Below are 15,358 nucleotides of genomic sequence, written 5' to 3'. Positions count from 1 at the left end.
ACAGGTGGACATTCATGGAAGAAAGTCATATCTGGCTCGGCGAGCTATTAGCACGCGCACAGGCCAGTCAGCTTCAGGGCGAGATGACAGACGCTCAATTCCAGCAGGTTTTGCTCTATGTCCTCGCCGTGCAAATCGTGGACTGGGACAGCCCTAAATGGGTCAAGGAGCGGGAGACTAAGTACTGGGTCTACCACGACACCATTCAGGCCAGCGTGCACATGCTGATGGAGCACTGTGGCCTCGCCGAAAAAATCACTGCATGCGACGAACAGACCTACGAACAGCTTTCAGTGCTGTTGGATGAGCTCACGGAGCAACTGGACGGAGAAGAGTGCCTCAACCTGTTCGACGCACTTTTTTATTTTCTTGCCACCCAAGCCCGTTTCGACCGCCGCCATGCCCAGATCAGCGGAGCACTCGCCACCGGCTTGGCGCGCGATGAAGGGCTGATCGACCTGGAGCCCTACAGTGGCGAAGCCTTCGTCAAGCATTTCGACCTCCATCAGGGCCGGTTTGCATACGTGCTTGTTGAAGGTAGCGCGGCCCTGCACCACTTGACCCGACTCAGACTGATCGTGCAAGGCGTCAATGCCGAACTGATCCAAGGTCTGCCGAATGACTTCAAATGTGAGAGCCTCTCACTGCTGGATAATCCGGTCTATTTGAAATAGCCCTTCGTCTCACTGTTACAACGGACCGAAGAAGGCACGTTAACGGGGCGAACACTGATGGTGTTCACGCCTGGCCGGACCCCACCCCCCGCCGCCCTGGATAAACTCAAGCAACACCTGTCCAGCAATGACCTGCTTGAAGCCGTGTTCGATTTCACGAGCTATAACGACGCTGGCAACGCCACCCGCTACTACGCCTGGTTGTTGAATAGCCAAAAATCCCAGGCAGACAGAACGTTGTGCATCGACACACGCAAATTGCTGTCTGGCATTCGGGGGGTCAGCGCAGAAGAGCTCGCCTACTTTTCAGCAGCGATTTACCAGATATGGCGGTCAGATGGAGCGTTGCGCTTCAGCCAATACCCTGAGTCGAAGCTGCTGGGTTCACTCAAAGGGCTGTTTGCCCAATGGTTCGACACTGGGTATGAGGATGTCGACGGCGTTTGCGTAGAACTGGACACCAAGGATGTGCTCAGGACCCGCATCGGCGGGACTCGGGTTCCGCCCGTTGACCGAGTACGGGAAATTTCACTGCTCGACCGGCGCCCGCTGGAGCACTTGCTCGCGCAACCAGGCAGCGTATCTTCCTGCACCTACGTCATCGGTAACAATGGTGCCGGCAAAAGCCTGTTGTTGGCTTCTCTGGTTGACCACCTGCAGCAACAGTCCACCGCCAGTGTGGCCATTGTGGTTGGGCCGATTGACCGTTTTCCCTTGGGCAATCGCGAGAAGTATCCTCATTATCGCTACCTGGGCGACCGGACGAGTACCGGGTATTCATCGCAAACCATCGAGCGCAAGTTGATCGACCTGTTGGTCGAAACGGTCGAGCTACCTGAGCGCCTGGCGTTGCTGGAAAACCTGCTTGAGCGCCTGGGCCTCAAACAGCGCCTGTACCTTGCGCCCAGTGGTGCATTCAACGAACTGCTGCGACCACTCGGCCTGGCCGCCCAAGTCATTCCCCTTGCACTCGCGGTCAGTGAACATGTTTCCCTCAAGGGACTGAGTCTCGCATTGAGTCGCCAAGGCCATTCCAACCTGCTGAAATTCACCGACCTCAGCTCCGGCGAACAACAGGTGCTGCTCCTGTTCGCCAAAATCATGGCAAGCGCCGGCCCCGGCAAAGTGCTGCTGATCGATGAGCCAGAAGTGAGCCTGCATGTCGGTTGGCAGCAGTTGCTGCCGAGCCTGTTCAGCCTGATGGCAGAACGTCTGCAAACCCGGTTCGTGATTGCCACCCATTCACCGACCCTGGTTGCCAATGCCAAGGACAACCTGAGCCATTGTTTTATGGCCAAGGACAATCAACTGACAGAAATTGCGCCTGAACAGCGCCACTCAGTAGAGACCATCCTGCTCAAGGTCTTCGAGACCTACACCCCACACAACCGGGAAGTCGCCGAGCGCTGCGCGGCGCTTGTGACCGAGGCTATTCGAGCAACCAACAGGGGCCAGGCGGGTAAGTATGCCCAACAACATGAAGACCTCAGGAAAGCACTGGAATACATGACAACCATCATGAAGACCTCCGGCGACGCCGAAGACAAGCGCTACCAACAGGACCTGCAACTCATCGAACACGCGAGTCTTGCCATCACCGAAACCTTTGCCCTTGCGCAACAGGCGTTGCCAGCATGACCCGCCCCACCGGCGAGCCGAAGGCAGCGCTCCTCTACAGCGAACAGCGCAAGTTTCTGCACGCATTGCGCAAGGGGGCAAAGGCTTTTGATAAAAGTATCTGGGGCAAGCTGGGCGACCCTGCCAAAGCCGACTGTGCGGCGCTCAAAAAACGCTTGCGCTTAGCGCTGAAAAGCCGCCAGGAGCCCAGGTGTTGTTACTGCAAGCGCTGGTTGCTTAACCATGCGAGTGCAGCACCCATCGAACACGTGCTGTCACGCGACACCTATCCTCAATTCGCCTTGCATCCGCGCAACCTGGCGATTGCGTGTGTCGATTGCAACTCGGTCAAGGGCAAGGCCGACTGGGGCAAGTTCCCTGGGACCCCGGCGCTTTACCCCACGGCAGACGTCATGACTTTCTTTCATCCCCGTCACCATCGCTACGATGAACATATCCGCTTCATCCGTATGGAAACCAATCGCCAGGAGTTCGTCAGCTATCACGGCCTCACGCCCCAAGGACAACACCTGTGCACCCAATTACTCAGCGCTGTGGTCGGTAAACGCAGCCTTAAGCGCAGCTACCCCGCACTGGCGGGCTGGCAACGCACCATCGATGACTTGGATGCCCAGGGCGATTCAACAGACCGCCCAGAACTGCAAGCCTTTCGCCATGCCATGGAAATAACGATTGCCGAACGGCTGAACGACGGCGGTAAGGCCAGCGCACTGTGGGTGGTTCCAGATGACGCCGCCAAAGATGCGGCACCGAAAACATCGGGCCGCAAACACACGCGGTCACGCAAACAGCAACTCGCTCATGATCCCACTCGCGCTATCCAGGAACAGCTTGCGTTCGACTGATCGCGCAGACTTCAAGCTACGCCGCACTCTGGATATGTAGGCTCAACACAACGGACCTGAGAGGTTCGTTACACACGCAACAACAGTCTTTTGTCATCACGCCCATTGATAGCCCCCTAACGAAACCCCCATGCTAGAGGGCTGATCCCGCGCTTATATCATTCCGAATGATAGTTACCTTTGCTTCATTCGATTCGTGACATACCGCCTCGCCGCGCATGATCCGCCCATCTCAAATACATTGGCGGATGCACCTCATGGAACAGTCACTCAAACATTTGCGCTTCCCCCTGGCGATCTTGGCCGTGGTGGTGATGAGCGCGTGCGGCAAGACCCCGGAACAAGCGGCCGCCATGCCCGCGGCAAAAGTCAGCGTAGCCAAGGTGCTTGAGCAGCCGGTCAACGAGTGGGATGAGTTCACCGGTCGCCTGGAAGCGCCCGAAACCGTACAGATTCGTCCACGGGTCTCTGGCCAGATTGACCAAGTCGCTTTCACCGAAGGCGCTTTGGTCAAGAAAGGCGACCTGCTGTTCCAGATCGACCCGCGTCCATTCCAGGCCGAAGTGCGCCGCCTTGAAGCCCAACTGGCTCAAACCAAAGCCGCCGCCACCCGCAGCGATAACGAAGCCCAGCGCGGCGAACGCCTGCGCCAGAGCAATGCGATCTCCGCCGAACTGGCCGACTCGCGCACCACCGCCGCCCAGGAGGCCCGCGCCGCCGTCGCCGGGATCCAGGCGCAGTTGGACCTGGCCAAGCTGAACCTGAGTTTTACCCGTGTGACCTCGCCGATCAGCGGCCGCGTCAGCCGTGCCGAAATCACCGCCGGCAACCTGGTGACCGCCGACGTCACCGCGCTGACCAGCGTGGTCTCCACCGACAAGGTCTACGCCTACTTCGACGCCGATGAACGTGTGTACCTCAAGTACACCGAACTGGCTCGCCAAGGCCGCCGTGGCGCCACCACCCCGGTGTACCTGGGGCTGTCCAACGAAACCGGCAACCCGCACCTGGGCCAGATGAACTTCGTCGACAACCAGGTCAACCCGGCCACCGGCACCATCCGTGGTCGCGCCGTGTTCGATAACAGCAAGGGCGAATACACCCCTGGCCTGTATGCGCGCCTGAAGCTGGTCGGCAGCGGCACCTACTCCGCCGTGCTGATCAACGACGAGGCCGTCGGCACCGACCTGGGCAAGAAGTTCGTGCTGGTCATGGAAGGCGACAAGCCGGCGTATCGCGCGGTGGAACTGGGGCCGAAGATCGAAGGCTTGCGCATCGTGCGCAGCGGCCTGAACAAGGACGACACCATTATCGTCAAGGGCCTGCAACGCGCGCGCCCCGGCTCGCCGGTCGCACCGGAAACCATCCCGATGGCCAGCAAGGAAACCCTCGCCGCCTTGGCCCAACAACGACAAGCGCTTGAAGCCAGCAACCTGGAGCAAGTGGCGCCGGAAAAAACCGCGCCCAAGCTCGCAGCCGTTGCGGCTCCACGCGGTTAAGGGATACGACTCAAGATGAATTTTTCCAAGTTCTTCATTTCGCGGCCGATCTTCGCAGCGGTGCTGTCGCTGTTGATCCTGATCGCCGGTGCGATCTCGCTGTTCCAATTGCCGATCAGCGAATACCCGGAAGTCGTGCCGCCGACCGTGGTGGTGCGTGCCAACTTCCCGGGCGCCAACCCCAAGGTCATCGGTGAAACCGTGGCCGCGCCGTTGGAGCAAGCCATCACTGGCGTCGAGGGCATGCTGTACATGTCCTCGCAATCGACTGCCGACGGCAAGCTGACCCTGACCATCACCTTCGCCCTGGGCACCGACCTGGACAATGCGCAGGTGCAGGTGCAAAACCGGGTGACGCGGACTCAGCCAAAACTGCCTGAGGAAGTGACGCGCATCGGTATCACCGTGGACAAGGCCTCCCCCGACCTGACCATGGTGGTGCACTTGACCTCCCCGGATCAGCGTTACGACATGCTGTACCTGTCCAACTACGCGATCCTCAATATCAAGGATGAGCTGGCCCGCTTGGGCGGCGTGGGCGACGTGCAGTTGTTCGGCATGGGCGACTACTCCTTGCGTGTATGGCTGGATCCGAACAAGACCGCCTCGCGCAACCTGACTGCGACCGATGTGGTCACCGCGATCCGTGAGCAGAACCGCCAGGTGGCAGCCGGTGCCCTGGGCGCCCAGCCTGCACCGTCTGACACCAGCTTCCAGTTGTCGGTGAACACACAGGGTCGCCTGGTCACCGAGGAAGAGTTCGAGAACATTGTGATCCGCGCCGGCGCCAACGGTGAAATCACGCGCCTCAAGGACATCGCCCGGGTCGAGTTGGGGTCGAGCCAATACGCGCTGCGCTCGCTGATCGACAACCAGCCGGCCGTCGCGATTCCGATTTTCCAGCGTCCCGGCTCCAATGCCATCGATATCTCCAACGATGTGCGCAGCAAGATGGCCGAGCTGAAAAAGAGCTTCCCGGCCGGCATGGATTACCGCATCGCCTATGACCCGACGATCTTTGTGCGCGGTTCCATCGAAGCGGTGGTGCACACCCTGTTCGAAGCGCTGATCCTCGTGGTGCTGGTGGTGATCCTGTTCCTGCAGACCTGGCGCGCCTCGATCATTCCGTTGGTGGCGGTGCCGGTATCGTTGATCGGTACCTTTGCGGTGATGCACCTGTTCGGGTTCTCGCTCAACGCGCTGTCGCTGTTCGGATTGGTACTGGCCATCGGTATCGTGGTGGACGACGCCATCGTGGTGGTGGAGAACGTCGAACGAAATATCGAGCTGGGCCTGGAGCCGTTCCCGGCGACTGAAAAAGCCATGAGCGAAGTGACCGGCCCGATCATCGCCACGGCGCTGGTGCTGTGTGCGGTGTTCATTCCAGCGGCGTTTATCAGCGGCTTGACCGGGCAGTTCTACAAACAGTTCGCCTTGACCATTGCGATCTCGACGGTGATCTCGGCGTTCAACTCGCTGACCCTGTCCCCTGCCCTGGCCGCCGTGTTGCTGCGCGGTCACGACGCACCGAAGGATCGCTTCTCGAAGGTCCTCGACAAGCTGTTCGGCGGCTGGTTGTTCCGTCCGTTCAACCGCTTTTTCGAAAAGTCCAGCCATGGCTACGTGAGTACCGTACGCCGGGTGATTCGCGGCACGGGCATTGCCCTGTTCGTGTACGCCGGCCTGATGGTGCTGACCTTCTTCGGATTTGCCCACACCCCAACCGGTTTCGTACCGGCCCAGGACAAGCAATACCTGGTGGCCTTCGCCCAATTGCCCGACGCTGCGAGCCTGGATCGCACCGAAAACGTGATGAAGCGCATGTCGGACATCGCCCTCAAACAGCCCGGTGTGGAAGCCGCGATTGCCTTCCCTGGCCTGTCGATCAACGGGTTCACCAACAGCCCGAACAGCGGCATCGTGTTCGTGACCTTGAAGCCATTCGATGAACGTAAAGACCCGAGCATGTCCGCCGGGGCGATTGCAGGTGCGCTGAACGGCCAGTACGCCAACATCGAAGAAGCCTACATGGCGATCTTCCCACCGCCGCCGGTACAGGGCCTGGGCACTATCGGCGGGTTCCGCCTGCAGATCGAAGACCGTGGCAACCTGGGTTATGACGAGCTGTACAAAGAAGTGCAGAACATCATCACCAAGAGCCACGGCGTGCCGGAGCTGTTCGGCCTGTTCACCAGCTACACGGTCAACGTGCCCCAGGTCGATGCCGCCATCGACCGCGAAAAGGCCAAGACCCACGGCGTGGCGATCAGCGACATCTTCGACACCCTACAGGTCTACCTGGGTTCGTTGTATGCCAACGACTTCAACCGCTTCGGCCGTACTTATCAGGTCAACGTGCAGGCTGAGCAACAGTTCCGCCAGGAGTCCGACCAGATCGGCCAGCTGAAAGTGCGCAACAACAGAGGCGAGATGATCCCGCTGGCGACCTTTATCAAGGTCAGCGACACCTCGGGGCCGGACCGCGTGATGCACTACAACGGCTTTATCACCGCCGAAATCAACGGCAACGCGGCACCGGGCTACAGCTCCGGCCAGGCCCAGGCGGCGATTGAAAAACTGTTGAAGGATGAACTGCCCAACGGCATGACCTACGAGTGGACGGACCTGACCTATCAGCAAATCCTCTCGGGCAACACCGCGCTGTTCGTGTTCCCGCTCTGCGTACTGCTGGCGTTCCTGGTCCTGGCCGCCCAATACGAAAGCTGGAGCCTGCCGCTGGCGGTGATCCTGATCGTACCGATGACGCTGCTGTCGGCCATCACCGGGGTGATCATCTCGGGTAGCGACAACAACATCTTCACCCAGATCGGCCTGATCGTACTGGTGGGCCTGGCATGCAAGAACGCGATTCTGATCGTCGAGTTCGCCAAGGACAAACAGCAGGAAGGCCTCGACCCGCTCGCTGCGGTCCTGGAAGCCTGCCGCTTGCGTCTGCGGCCGATCCTGATGACCTCGTTCGCCTTCATCATGGGTGTGGTGCCACTGGTGTTGTCCAGCGGTGCCGGTGCCGAGATGCGGCATGCCATGGGCGTGGCGGTGTTCTCCGGAATGATCGGGGTGACCTTCTTCGGTCTGTTGCTGACGCCAGTGTTCTACGTACTGATCCGTCGCTATGTGGAGCGCAGCGAAGCGCGCAAAGCGGCCAAGGCCTTGAAGCTGGAGACACAGCAATGAGCGTGAAAGTATTCCTGCCGAGCTTGCTGGTACTGGCGCTGAGCGCCTGTGCCGTGGGCCCGGACTACAAAACCCAGACCCCGGAGGCGGCGAACATCACCGCCGCCGCGGACGCCAAGCAGTATGACCACGCCAAGTTCGAAGGCATCTGGTGGCAGCAGTTCGACGACCCGACCCTCAACCAGTTGGTCACGCAATCGCTGCAAGGTAACCGTGACCTGCGCGTGGCGTTTGCCCGTCTGCGCGCTGCCCGTGCAATCCGCGATGACGCCAGCAACGATGCCATGCCGACGATTACCAGCCGCGTCAGCAGCGACCAGGGCAAGGGCCAGATCCCCGGCCAGACCACCAGCCGGGTCAAGACCGAGCGGTACGACCTGGGCCTGGACATGGCCTGGGAGCTGGACCTGTTCGGGCGCATCCAGCGCAACCTGGAAGCCACCGACGCCGACCAGCAAGCCGCCGAGGCCGACCTGTACCAACTGCAAGTCACCATGATTGCCGAACTGGTAGACGCCTACGGTCAACTGCGCGGCGCGCAACTGCGGGAACGCATCGCCCTCGACAACCTGAAGAACCAGCAGGACTCACGCACCATCACCGTCAGCCTGCGGGATGCCGGTGTGGGTGACCAACTCGACGTGGAGCGCGCCGACGCACGCCTCGCCGCAGTGGAAGCCAGCGTGCCGCAACTGCAGGCCGAACAGGTGCGTGAGCGTAACCGCATCGCCACCCTCCTCGGCCAGCGTCCCGACAAGCTGACGGTGGACCTGAGCCCGAAAGACCTGCCGGCGATTGCCAAGGCGTTGCCGATCGGCGACCCGGGGCAACTGCTGCAACGGCGCCCGGACATCCTCAGCGCCGAACGCAAACTGGCCGCCGCCACCGCGCGTATCGGCGTGGCCAAGGCCGACCTGTTCCCACGGGTCAGCCTCAGCGGCTTCCTCGGCTTTACCGCCGGGCGCGGTTCACAGATCGGCTCGTCCGCCGCGAATGCCTGGGCACTCGGCCCGAGCATCACCTGGGCCGCCTTCGACCTGGGCAGCGTACGTGCCCGTCTGCGTGGCGCAGACGCCGAAGCCGATGGCGCCCTGGCGAGCTACGAGCAACAAGTGCTGCTGGCGCTGGAAGAGTCCGAGAATGCCTTCAGTGATTACGGCAAGCGTCAGCAACGCCTGGTCTCGCTGATCCGCCAAAGCGAATCCAGCCGAGCCGCCGCCGACCTCGCCGCGATCCGCTACCGCGAAGGCACCGTGGACTTCCTCGTCCTGCTCGACGCGCAACGCGAACGCCTCGCCGCCGAAGACTCCCAGGCCCAGGCCGAAGTGGACCTGTATCGCGGGATTGTGGCGATCTACAAGGCGCTGGGGGGTGGCTGGAAGCCGGACACCGTCGTGGCGACTGCCCAGTAACGTAAAGAGCTCCTTTGGTTGGTCGCATCCAGCCAATTTTTAGCCCCGTGGTCTATTTGGTCATGGGGCTTTTTTTTGGCTGCAACAACGCCAGAGGGCTGACCTGCATATTTGGCTGGCCGGAAGGCTACCTGGCCGCCTTGATTTGCTGATCACGGTGCATGCGCATCGGAATATTGACCTTCGAAGCGGCCTTGTTGGCGATCTCTACGGTGGTCCACTCGAATATCCTGGAGACCCAATAAGTCAGCTCACCCTCCTCGATCATCACCTCATAACGCCCATTCGTGTCCGGAACCAAGCGTGCTTCGCGCATCAACGGTATCAGCGGTTTGAGACGCTCGGGGTCGGTTATATTGAAGGCGATACTCAGTTGCTTGAGCCGGTCGTCTTCGTCGAAATAGACACCCACCACATAGATCGGCACATCGCCCAAAAGATAGGGGCTGGAAGGCTCGATCGCGCGGTAGTAAGGCATCGGCACCGAATAGGAGAGGTTGCTCTCCAGTTCCACCTTCGGAAAATACCGCTGCAGGATGTCCATGACCTGCGTGCGAGGCATCCCCAGAGTGAAATCACCAATACCCAGTGCCGACCAGGCGGTGAGCGGGAACAGAGCACAACAAATACAGATCAACCATGACTTGAGCACTACCTGTCTCCCTGAAGACTTATCCGGCATCGTTAAGAATCAAACTACGATAATGCCCCGGATTCGACCCGCTCCACTTACGAAACGCCTTATAAAACGAACTGGTATCGGCAAACCCCAACCGCGCCGCGATCTCGGCAAAGCTGATCTGCGGTTCGGCCAGCCAGACAATCGCCAACTCCTTGCGCACGCTGTCCTTGAGGCCCTGATAGCTCTGCCCTTCTTCCGCCAGACGGCGGCGCAGCGTGGAAGCGGAGATAAACAGCGTGGCAGCAAGGCCCTCGGTCTCAGGCCAAGTGTCGGGAGGCATTTGCCGCAGGTCGTGCTTGATGCGCGTAGCCAGGCTGTCCGGGTTGCGGTATTTGACCAGGATGTTGGCCGGCGCGTGGGCGAGGAAGCGCTTGAGTTCTTCCGGGCTGCGCTTGATCGGCAGGTCCAGGCAGTCAGCGGAAAAGATCATGCGGGTGCGTGGCCGATCAAAACGCAGGTTGTCGGAAAACATCACCTGGTAGTCATCGCAAAAGTCCGGCTGCGGGCAGCGCAGTTCAATGGCCAGGATCGGGATGCGCCGGCCAGCCAGCCAGCAGGCGACGCCGTGCACGATCATCCAGTAGGTGAAATAGGTGAATGCTCGATTGGGCTCAGCTTCTGGTTCGTGCAACACGATTTCCGCCAGGCTCTGTTGGCGCACCAACTGGGCCGGCAGGTGTTCCAGCATCAGTGAGAGGAAACCCAAGGCGGTTTGCAGGCCCTCTGCCAGGCTGGGTTGTGCAATGGCGGCGCGGCAGAGGAACTCGAGGCTGCCGGACTTGAGCTTGCGCGGGTCCATGCCGAAGAACTCATCGTCCATGCGCCTTGCCAGCAAACGCCACAAACGTGCGTAGGCAGTAGCCGGAACCCGGGCGTCGGGTTGCTCCAGCAATGCCGGATCGATACCGACCTTGCTCAACACTTCGACAGTGGCCGGTCCCGGTGCGCAGCTTTGCAACAAGGCTTCGCGCACGAGGTGGAGGGAGATGGTGTCTTTTTCCGACATGGGGCGTTGGGCAATCCGGCGGTGCTCTAGATGCCGTGCATCATAAGGTGGGTTGCGATTCGCCACCACCGTTCAGCCATTGTTCAGCAAACGTCAAGATTTCCCGTTTAGCAATGAGTATCATTATGTTACAACTTAGCCTCCTATCTACTTAAGCTGCGGTGACCGATGCTTGTTCCCTTTCTCATCATGCTGCGCGAAGGCATTGAAGCCGCGCTGATCGTCGGCATCATCGCCAGTTACCTGCAACAAACCGGCCGTGGCCAGTGGATGCCCGCCGTGTGGATCGGCGTGTTCCTCGCCGCTGCCCTGGCCTTGCTGGTGGGCGGTGGCCTGGAACTGGTCAGCGCCGAGTTTCCGCAGAAGCAGCAGGAATTGTTCGAAGGCATCGTCGGCCTGGTCGCCGTGGGCATCCTCAGTTCCATGGTGTTCTGGATGCGCAAGGTCGCGCGCTCCATCAAGCATTCGCTGCACGCCTCGCTTGATCAGGCGTTGACCGGTTCCAAACACCAGGTCACGGCATTGATCCTCATGGTGTTCTTCGCCGTCGCTCGTGAAGGCCTGGAAACCGTATTTTTCCTGCTGGCAGTGTTCCAACAGAGCGAAGGCCCAGGCGCGCCGATTGGCGCGCTGCTCGGCCTGGTCCTGGCGATCATCGTCGGCTTCCTGATCTACACCGGCAGCATGCGCCTGAACCTCGGTGCTTTTTTCCGTTGGACCGGCCTGTTCATCCTCGTGGTAGCCGCCGGCATCCTCGCCAACTCGGTGCAAGCCCTGCACGAAGCGGGCGTGTGGAACCACTGGCAGACCGTGTTGTTCGATTTCAGCGCCGTGCTGCCGATGGACAGCCCGCTCGGTTCGGTACTGGCCGGCATGTTCGGCTACCAGGAAGCGCCGACCATCAGCACCCTGGGCGCCTATCTGATTTATCTGATGGTGGCGCTGGTGATGTTTTTCCTGCCCGCGGCACCGGCCAAGCCTGCCGCTAGCCCTTCTTCCGTTTCCAGCCAGTAAGGACCGTCTCTTGTCCAACCCAACGCCTCAACCCGCTTCGCCCCCCCGCGCCCTGCGCTGGGCGGTTGCCGGCTCGGTGGTCGTGATGATCGCCGCCGGTGGCCTGTTCTATTACGCCTCGCAACTGGCGGCCAGCAAGCGCCAGACCAACCACAATGAAATCGCCGTGACCATCCATGGCCACGCCTGCGAGCCCAATGCACTGAGCGTGCCGGCCGGCCGGGCGAGCTTTCGCATCATCAACCGCTCTGACCGGGCGGTGGAGTGGGAAATCCTCGACGGCGTGCTGGTGGTCGAAGAGCGCGAAAACATCGCCCCAGGCCTGAGCCAGGTGATCAACGCCAACCTGTTGCCGGGGGACTATGCGATCACGTGCGGCCTGCTGAGCAACCCGCGCGGCACCCTGCATGTGACGCCAACCGCTGAGTCCGACGCCCAGGCCAAGGCCAAGCCGTCGATGGTGGCGTTTATCGGCCCGCTGTCTGAGTTTCGCGTGTACCTGAGCAGCCAGGGCGGTGCCCTGGTCAAGGCCGTGACCGCCCTGCAACAAGCGATCGACGCTGGCGACCTGGCCCAAGCGCAAGCGCTGTATGTGCCGGCCCGTGAGGCTTACCAACGTCTGGCCCCGGCCTCACAGCGCTTGGCCGAGCTGGACAACGCCATCAACGCCCGTGCCGACTATTTTGAAAAACGTGAGCAAGACCCGGCCTTCAGCGGCTTCCATCGCCTCGAATACAGCCTGTTCCAGCAACGCAGCCTTGATGGCCTGGCGCCGATTGCGCAGCGCCTGGTGACCGATGTCACCACCCTCAAGCAGCAATTGCTGGCGCAGTCCCTGCCGCCGGAGCAGTTGGTCAGCATCGTAGTGCGCAACCTCAACAGCCTGGCGGATGTACGCGCCATCAGCGGTGAAGAGGAGCGCTACAGCCATGTCGACCTGAATGGTTTCGCCGCGAACCTGGAGGCCGCGCACAAGGTGGTCGAGCTGATGCGTCCGCTGCTGACCAAGTCCGCCGCCGACCTGCTGCCGACCGTCGACAGCGCCCTCGCCGCCTTCGATACCGAGCTCCAGGGTTTCAAGCTCGACAAAGGCTACGTCACATACGACAGCGTTACCGCCGATCAGCGCAAGCAGATCGCAAACAAGGCCAAGGCTCTGGCCGCCGCACTCGATGGAATCGACCCCGCCCTTGGCCTCTCCGGCCTGCAGTGAAGACGACCGCACACATGAGTGATTCAGAACAGTTTTCAGCACAACGTCGCCGTGTCCTCCTGGGCATGGCCGCAACCGGTGCCGCCATCGCCGGCAGCACCCTGACCTGCCCGGCCATGGCGGCCGCCGCCGAGCAAGTCACTACCGCACCGCGCAGTGACAAGACCCAGGACCACCACGACTTTTTCGGCCAGCACCAAAGCGGCATCGTCACCCCGCGCCCGGCCTGCGGCATGGTCGTGGCGTTCGATGTCCTGGCCAGCGACCGCGAAGACCTGGAGCGTCTGTTCCGCACCTTGAACGAGCGCATCGGCTTCCTGATGACCGGCGGCACCGTGCCCCAGGTCGACCCGAAGCTGCCGCCCACCGATTCCGGCATTCTCGGCCCGGTGGTCACGCCGGATAACCTGACCATCACCGTGTCCGTCGGCGAATCGTTGTTCGATGAGCGCTTCGGCCTGGCCGCCGTCAAACCCAAGCGCCTGAGCCGCATGGTGGGCTTCCCCAACGATGCGCTGGAACCGGCGCAGTGCCATGGCGACCTGAGCCTGCAATTCAGCTCCAACACCACGGACACCAATATCCACGCCCTGCGCGACATCGTGAAGAACCTGCCCGACCTGCTGCTGGTGCGCTGGAAGCAGGAAGGCAGCGTGCCGCCCCAGGCGCCGGCCAAGCCCGGCGAGCCGGCGCAGAGCGCGCGCAACTTCCTGGGTTTTCGCGATGGTTCGGCCAACCCTAACTCCAACGACAGCAAGGCCATGGACCAGATTGTGTGGGTCCAACCCGGCAGCGACGAACCGAGCTGGGCGGCCCATGGCAGCTATCAGGCGGTGCGCATCATCCGCAACTTCGTCGAACGCTGGGACCGCACGCCGCTGCAGGAGCAAGAAAGCATCATCGGCCGTATCAAGCCAACCGGCGCGCCGATGGATGGCCAGAAAGAATCCCAGGTGCCCGACTACAGCAAGGACCCGGAAGGCAAGCTGACCAAGCTTGATGCCCATATCCGCCTGGCCAACCCGCGTACTGCGCAGACCCAGGCCAACCTGATCCTGCGTCGGCCGTTCAACTACTCCAACGGCGTCAATAAAAACGGTCAGCTGGACATGGGGCTGTTGTTCATCTGCTACCAGGCTGACCTGGAGAAAGGCTTTATCAGCGTGCAAACCCGGCTCAACGGCGAACCCTTGGAGGAATACCTCAAGCCGGTCGGCGGCGGGTACTTCTTCACGTTGCCGGGGGTCACGGGGCCCAAGGATTTCATTGGGCGCACGCTGCTCGCTGCCACGCACCTTCAAACCACTGCCAACACCTAAAACACACCAGAGCGGAAAACGTCCCATGAAGAAGTCGACTATCGCGTTGTCGTTGTTAATGACCCTTTCGCCGCTGGCAGCCTTCGCCGCCACCGCGCCACTGGACCTGGTAGGCCCGGTGTCGGACTACAAGATCTACGTTACCGAGGAAATCGGCGAGCTGGTCACCCAGACCCAGGCCTTTACCGATGCCATCAACAAAGGCGACCTCGCCACCGCCAAGAAGCTCTACGCGCCGACCCGTGTGCACTATGAGTCCATCGAGCCGATCGCCGAGCTGTTCAGCGACCTCGACGCCTCGATCGACTCCCGTGTCGATGACCACGAAAAAGGCGTGACCGCCGAAGACTTCACCGGTTTCCACCGCATCGAGTACGCGCTGTTCTCGCAGAACTCGACCAAGGGCCTGGAAGCCCTGACGGCCAAGCTCAACACCGACGTCAACGACCTGAAAACCCGTGTCGACGGCCTGACTTTCCCGCCGGAGAAAGTTGTCGGCGGTGCCGCAGCGTTGCTGGAAGAAGTCGCCGCCACCAAGATCTCCGGTGAAGAAGACCGCTACAGCCACACCGACCTGTATGACTTCCAGGGCAACATCGACGGCGCGAAGAAAATCGTCGACCTGTTCCGTGGCCAGATCGAGAAACAGGACAAGGCCTTCCTGGCCAAGGTCGACAAGAACTTCGCCGCCGTGGACAAGATCCTGGCCAAGTACAAGACCAAGGACGGCGGCTTCGAGACCTATGACAAGGTCAAGGAAAACGACCGCAAGGCGCTGGTGGGTCCGGTTAACACCCTGGCCGAAGACCTGTCGACCCTGCGTGGCAAGCTGGGCCTGAACTGATCCGTGGCCGCCCAGGT

At 61.1% G+C, this 15,358-nt stretch carries 12 protein-coding genes; 10 read left to right on the top strand and 2 right to left on the bottom strand.

The window, feature by feature from the left end:
* Positions 1-14: 14 nt before the first annotated feature.
* The 6 genes from HDC32_RS00825 (at position 15) to HDC32_RS00800 (ending at position 9,263) form a co-directional block, all read left to right on the top strand.
* Positions 15-674 carry a hypothetical protein gene (locus HDC32_RS00825; RefSeq protein ID WP_184742109.1) on the top strand — a complete coding sequence of 220 codons (660 nt, stop codon included), beginning with the start codon at positions 15-17 and terminating at the stop codon, positions 672-674.
* Between the two features lie 57 nt (positions 675-731).
* Positions 732-2,312, top strand: a complete 1,581-nt coding sequence (locus HDC32_RS00820; RefSeq protein ID WP_184742108.1) for an AAA family ATPase — start codon at positions 732-734, stop codon at positions 2,310-2,312.
* Positions 2,309-3,157 carry an HNH endonuclease gene (locus HDC32_RS00815; RefSeq protein ID WP_131696458.1) on the top strand — a complete coding sequence of 283 codons (849 nt, stop codon included), beginning with the start codon at positions 2,309-2,311 and terminating at the stop codon, positions 3,155-3,157. The genes HDC32_RS00820 and HDC32_RS00815 overlap by 4 nt, the downstream gene beginning before the upstream one ends.
* A gap of 257 nt (positions 3,158-3,414) precedes the next feature.
* A complete protein-coding gene (gene mexE, locus HDC32_RS00810) occupies positions 3,415-4,656 on the top strand; it encodes a multidrug efflux RND transporter periplasmic adaptor subunit MexE (protein WP_131696459.1) in 1,242 nt (413 codons plus the stop codon).
* Positions 4,657-4,671: 15 nt separating this feature from the next.
* Positions 4,672-7,851, top strand: coding sequence for an efflux RND transporter permease subunit (locus HDC32_RS00805; RefSeq protein WP_184742107.1), 3,180 nt, complete (start codon positions 4,672-4,674; stop codon positions 7,849-7,851).
* A complete protein-coding gene (locus HDC32_RS00800; protein WP_184742106.1) occupies positions 7,848-9,263 on the top strand; it encodes an efflux transporter outer membrane subunit in 1,416 nt (471 codons plus the stop codon). The genes HDC32_RS00805 and HDC32_RS00800 overlap by 4 nt, the downstream gene beginning before the upstream one ends.
* A 127-nt stretch (positions 9,264-9,390) precedes the next feature.
* Here the strand turns inward: HDC32_RS00800 and HDC32_RS00795 are convergent, their stop codons facing one another.
* Together HDC32_RS00795 and HDC32_RS00790 are read right to left on the bottom strand one after the other, a co-directional pair.
* Positions 9,391-9,915: a hypothetical protein gene (locus HDC32_RS00795; RefSeq protein WP_184742105.1), complete on the bottom strand. Its 525-nt coding sequence runs from the start codon at positions 9,913-9,915 to the stop codon at positions 9,391-9,393.
* A 19-nt stretch (positions 9,916-9,934) separates the two neighbouring features.
* Positions 9,935-10,951, bottom strand: a complete 1,017-nt coding sequence (locus HDC32_RS00790; protein ID WP_131696463.1) for an AraC family transcriptional regulator — start codon at positions 10,949-10,951, stop codon at positions 9,935-9,937.
* Between the two features lie 168 nt (positions 10,952-11,119).
* On the opposite strand from HDC32_RS00790, the gene efeU reads away from it, so the two are divergent.
* From efeU to efeO (HDC32_RS00770), 4 genes are read left to right on the top strand one after another with little or no spacing between them, the layout of a single operon-like run.
* Positions 11,120-11,965 (top strand): iron uptake transporter permease EfeU, encoded by an 846-nt coding sequence (gene efeU, locus HDC32_RS00785; protein WP_145338643.1) that lies wholly within the window; start codon positions 11,120-11,122, stop codon positions 11,963-11,965.
* 10 nt (positions 11,966-11,975) lie between these two features.
* The gene (gene efeO, locus HDC32_RS00780; protein WP_167655284.1) at positions 11,976-13,178 is read left to right on the top strand and encodes an iron uptake system protein EfeO; all 1,203 of its coding nucleotides are present in this window, start codon (positions 11,976-11,978) and stop codon (positions 13,176-13,178) included.
* 14 nt (positions 13,179-13,192) lie between these two features.
* Positions 13,193-14,497, top strand: a complete 1,305-nt coding sequence (gene efeB / locus HDC32_RS00775) for an iron uptake transporter deferrochelatase/peroxidase subunit (RefSeq protein ID WP_131696466.1) — start codon at positions 13,193-13,195, stop codon at positions 14,495-14,497.
* Between the two features lie 25 nt (positions 14,498-14,522).
* Positions 14,523-15,341: an iron uptake system protein EfeO gene (efeO, locus tag HDC32_RS00770; RefSeq protein ID WP_131696467.1), complete on the top strand. Its 819-nt coding sequence runs from the start codon at positions 14,523-14,525 to the stop codon at positions 15,339-15,341.
* The last annotated feature ends 17 nt before the right edge of the window (positions 15,342-15,358 follow it).

The organism is Pseudomonas sp. JAI120, from assembly GCF_014207255.1.
GTDB lineage: Bacteria > Pseudomonadota > Gammaproteobacteria > Pseudomonadales > Pseudomonadaceae > Aquipseudomonas.
Note: the sequence above shows the minus strand (reverse complement) of the source record. Positions and strands in the feature narration are given on the sequence as shown.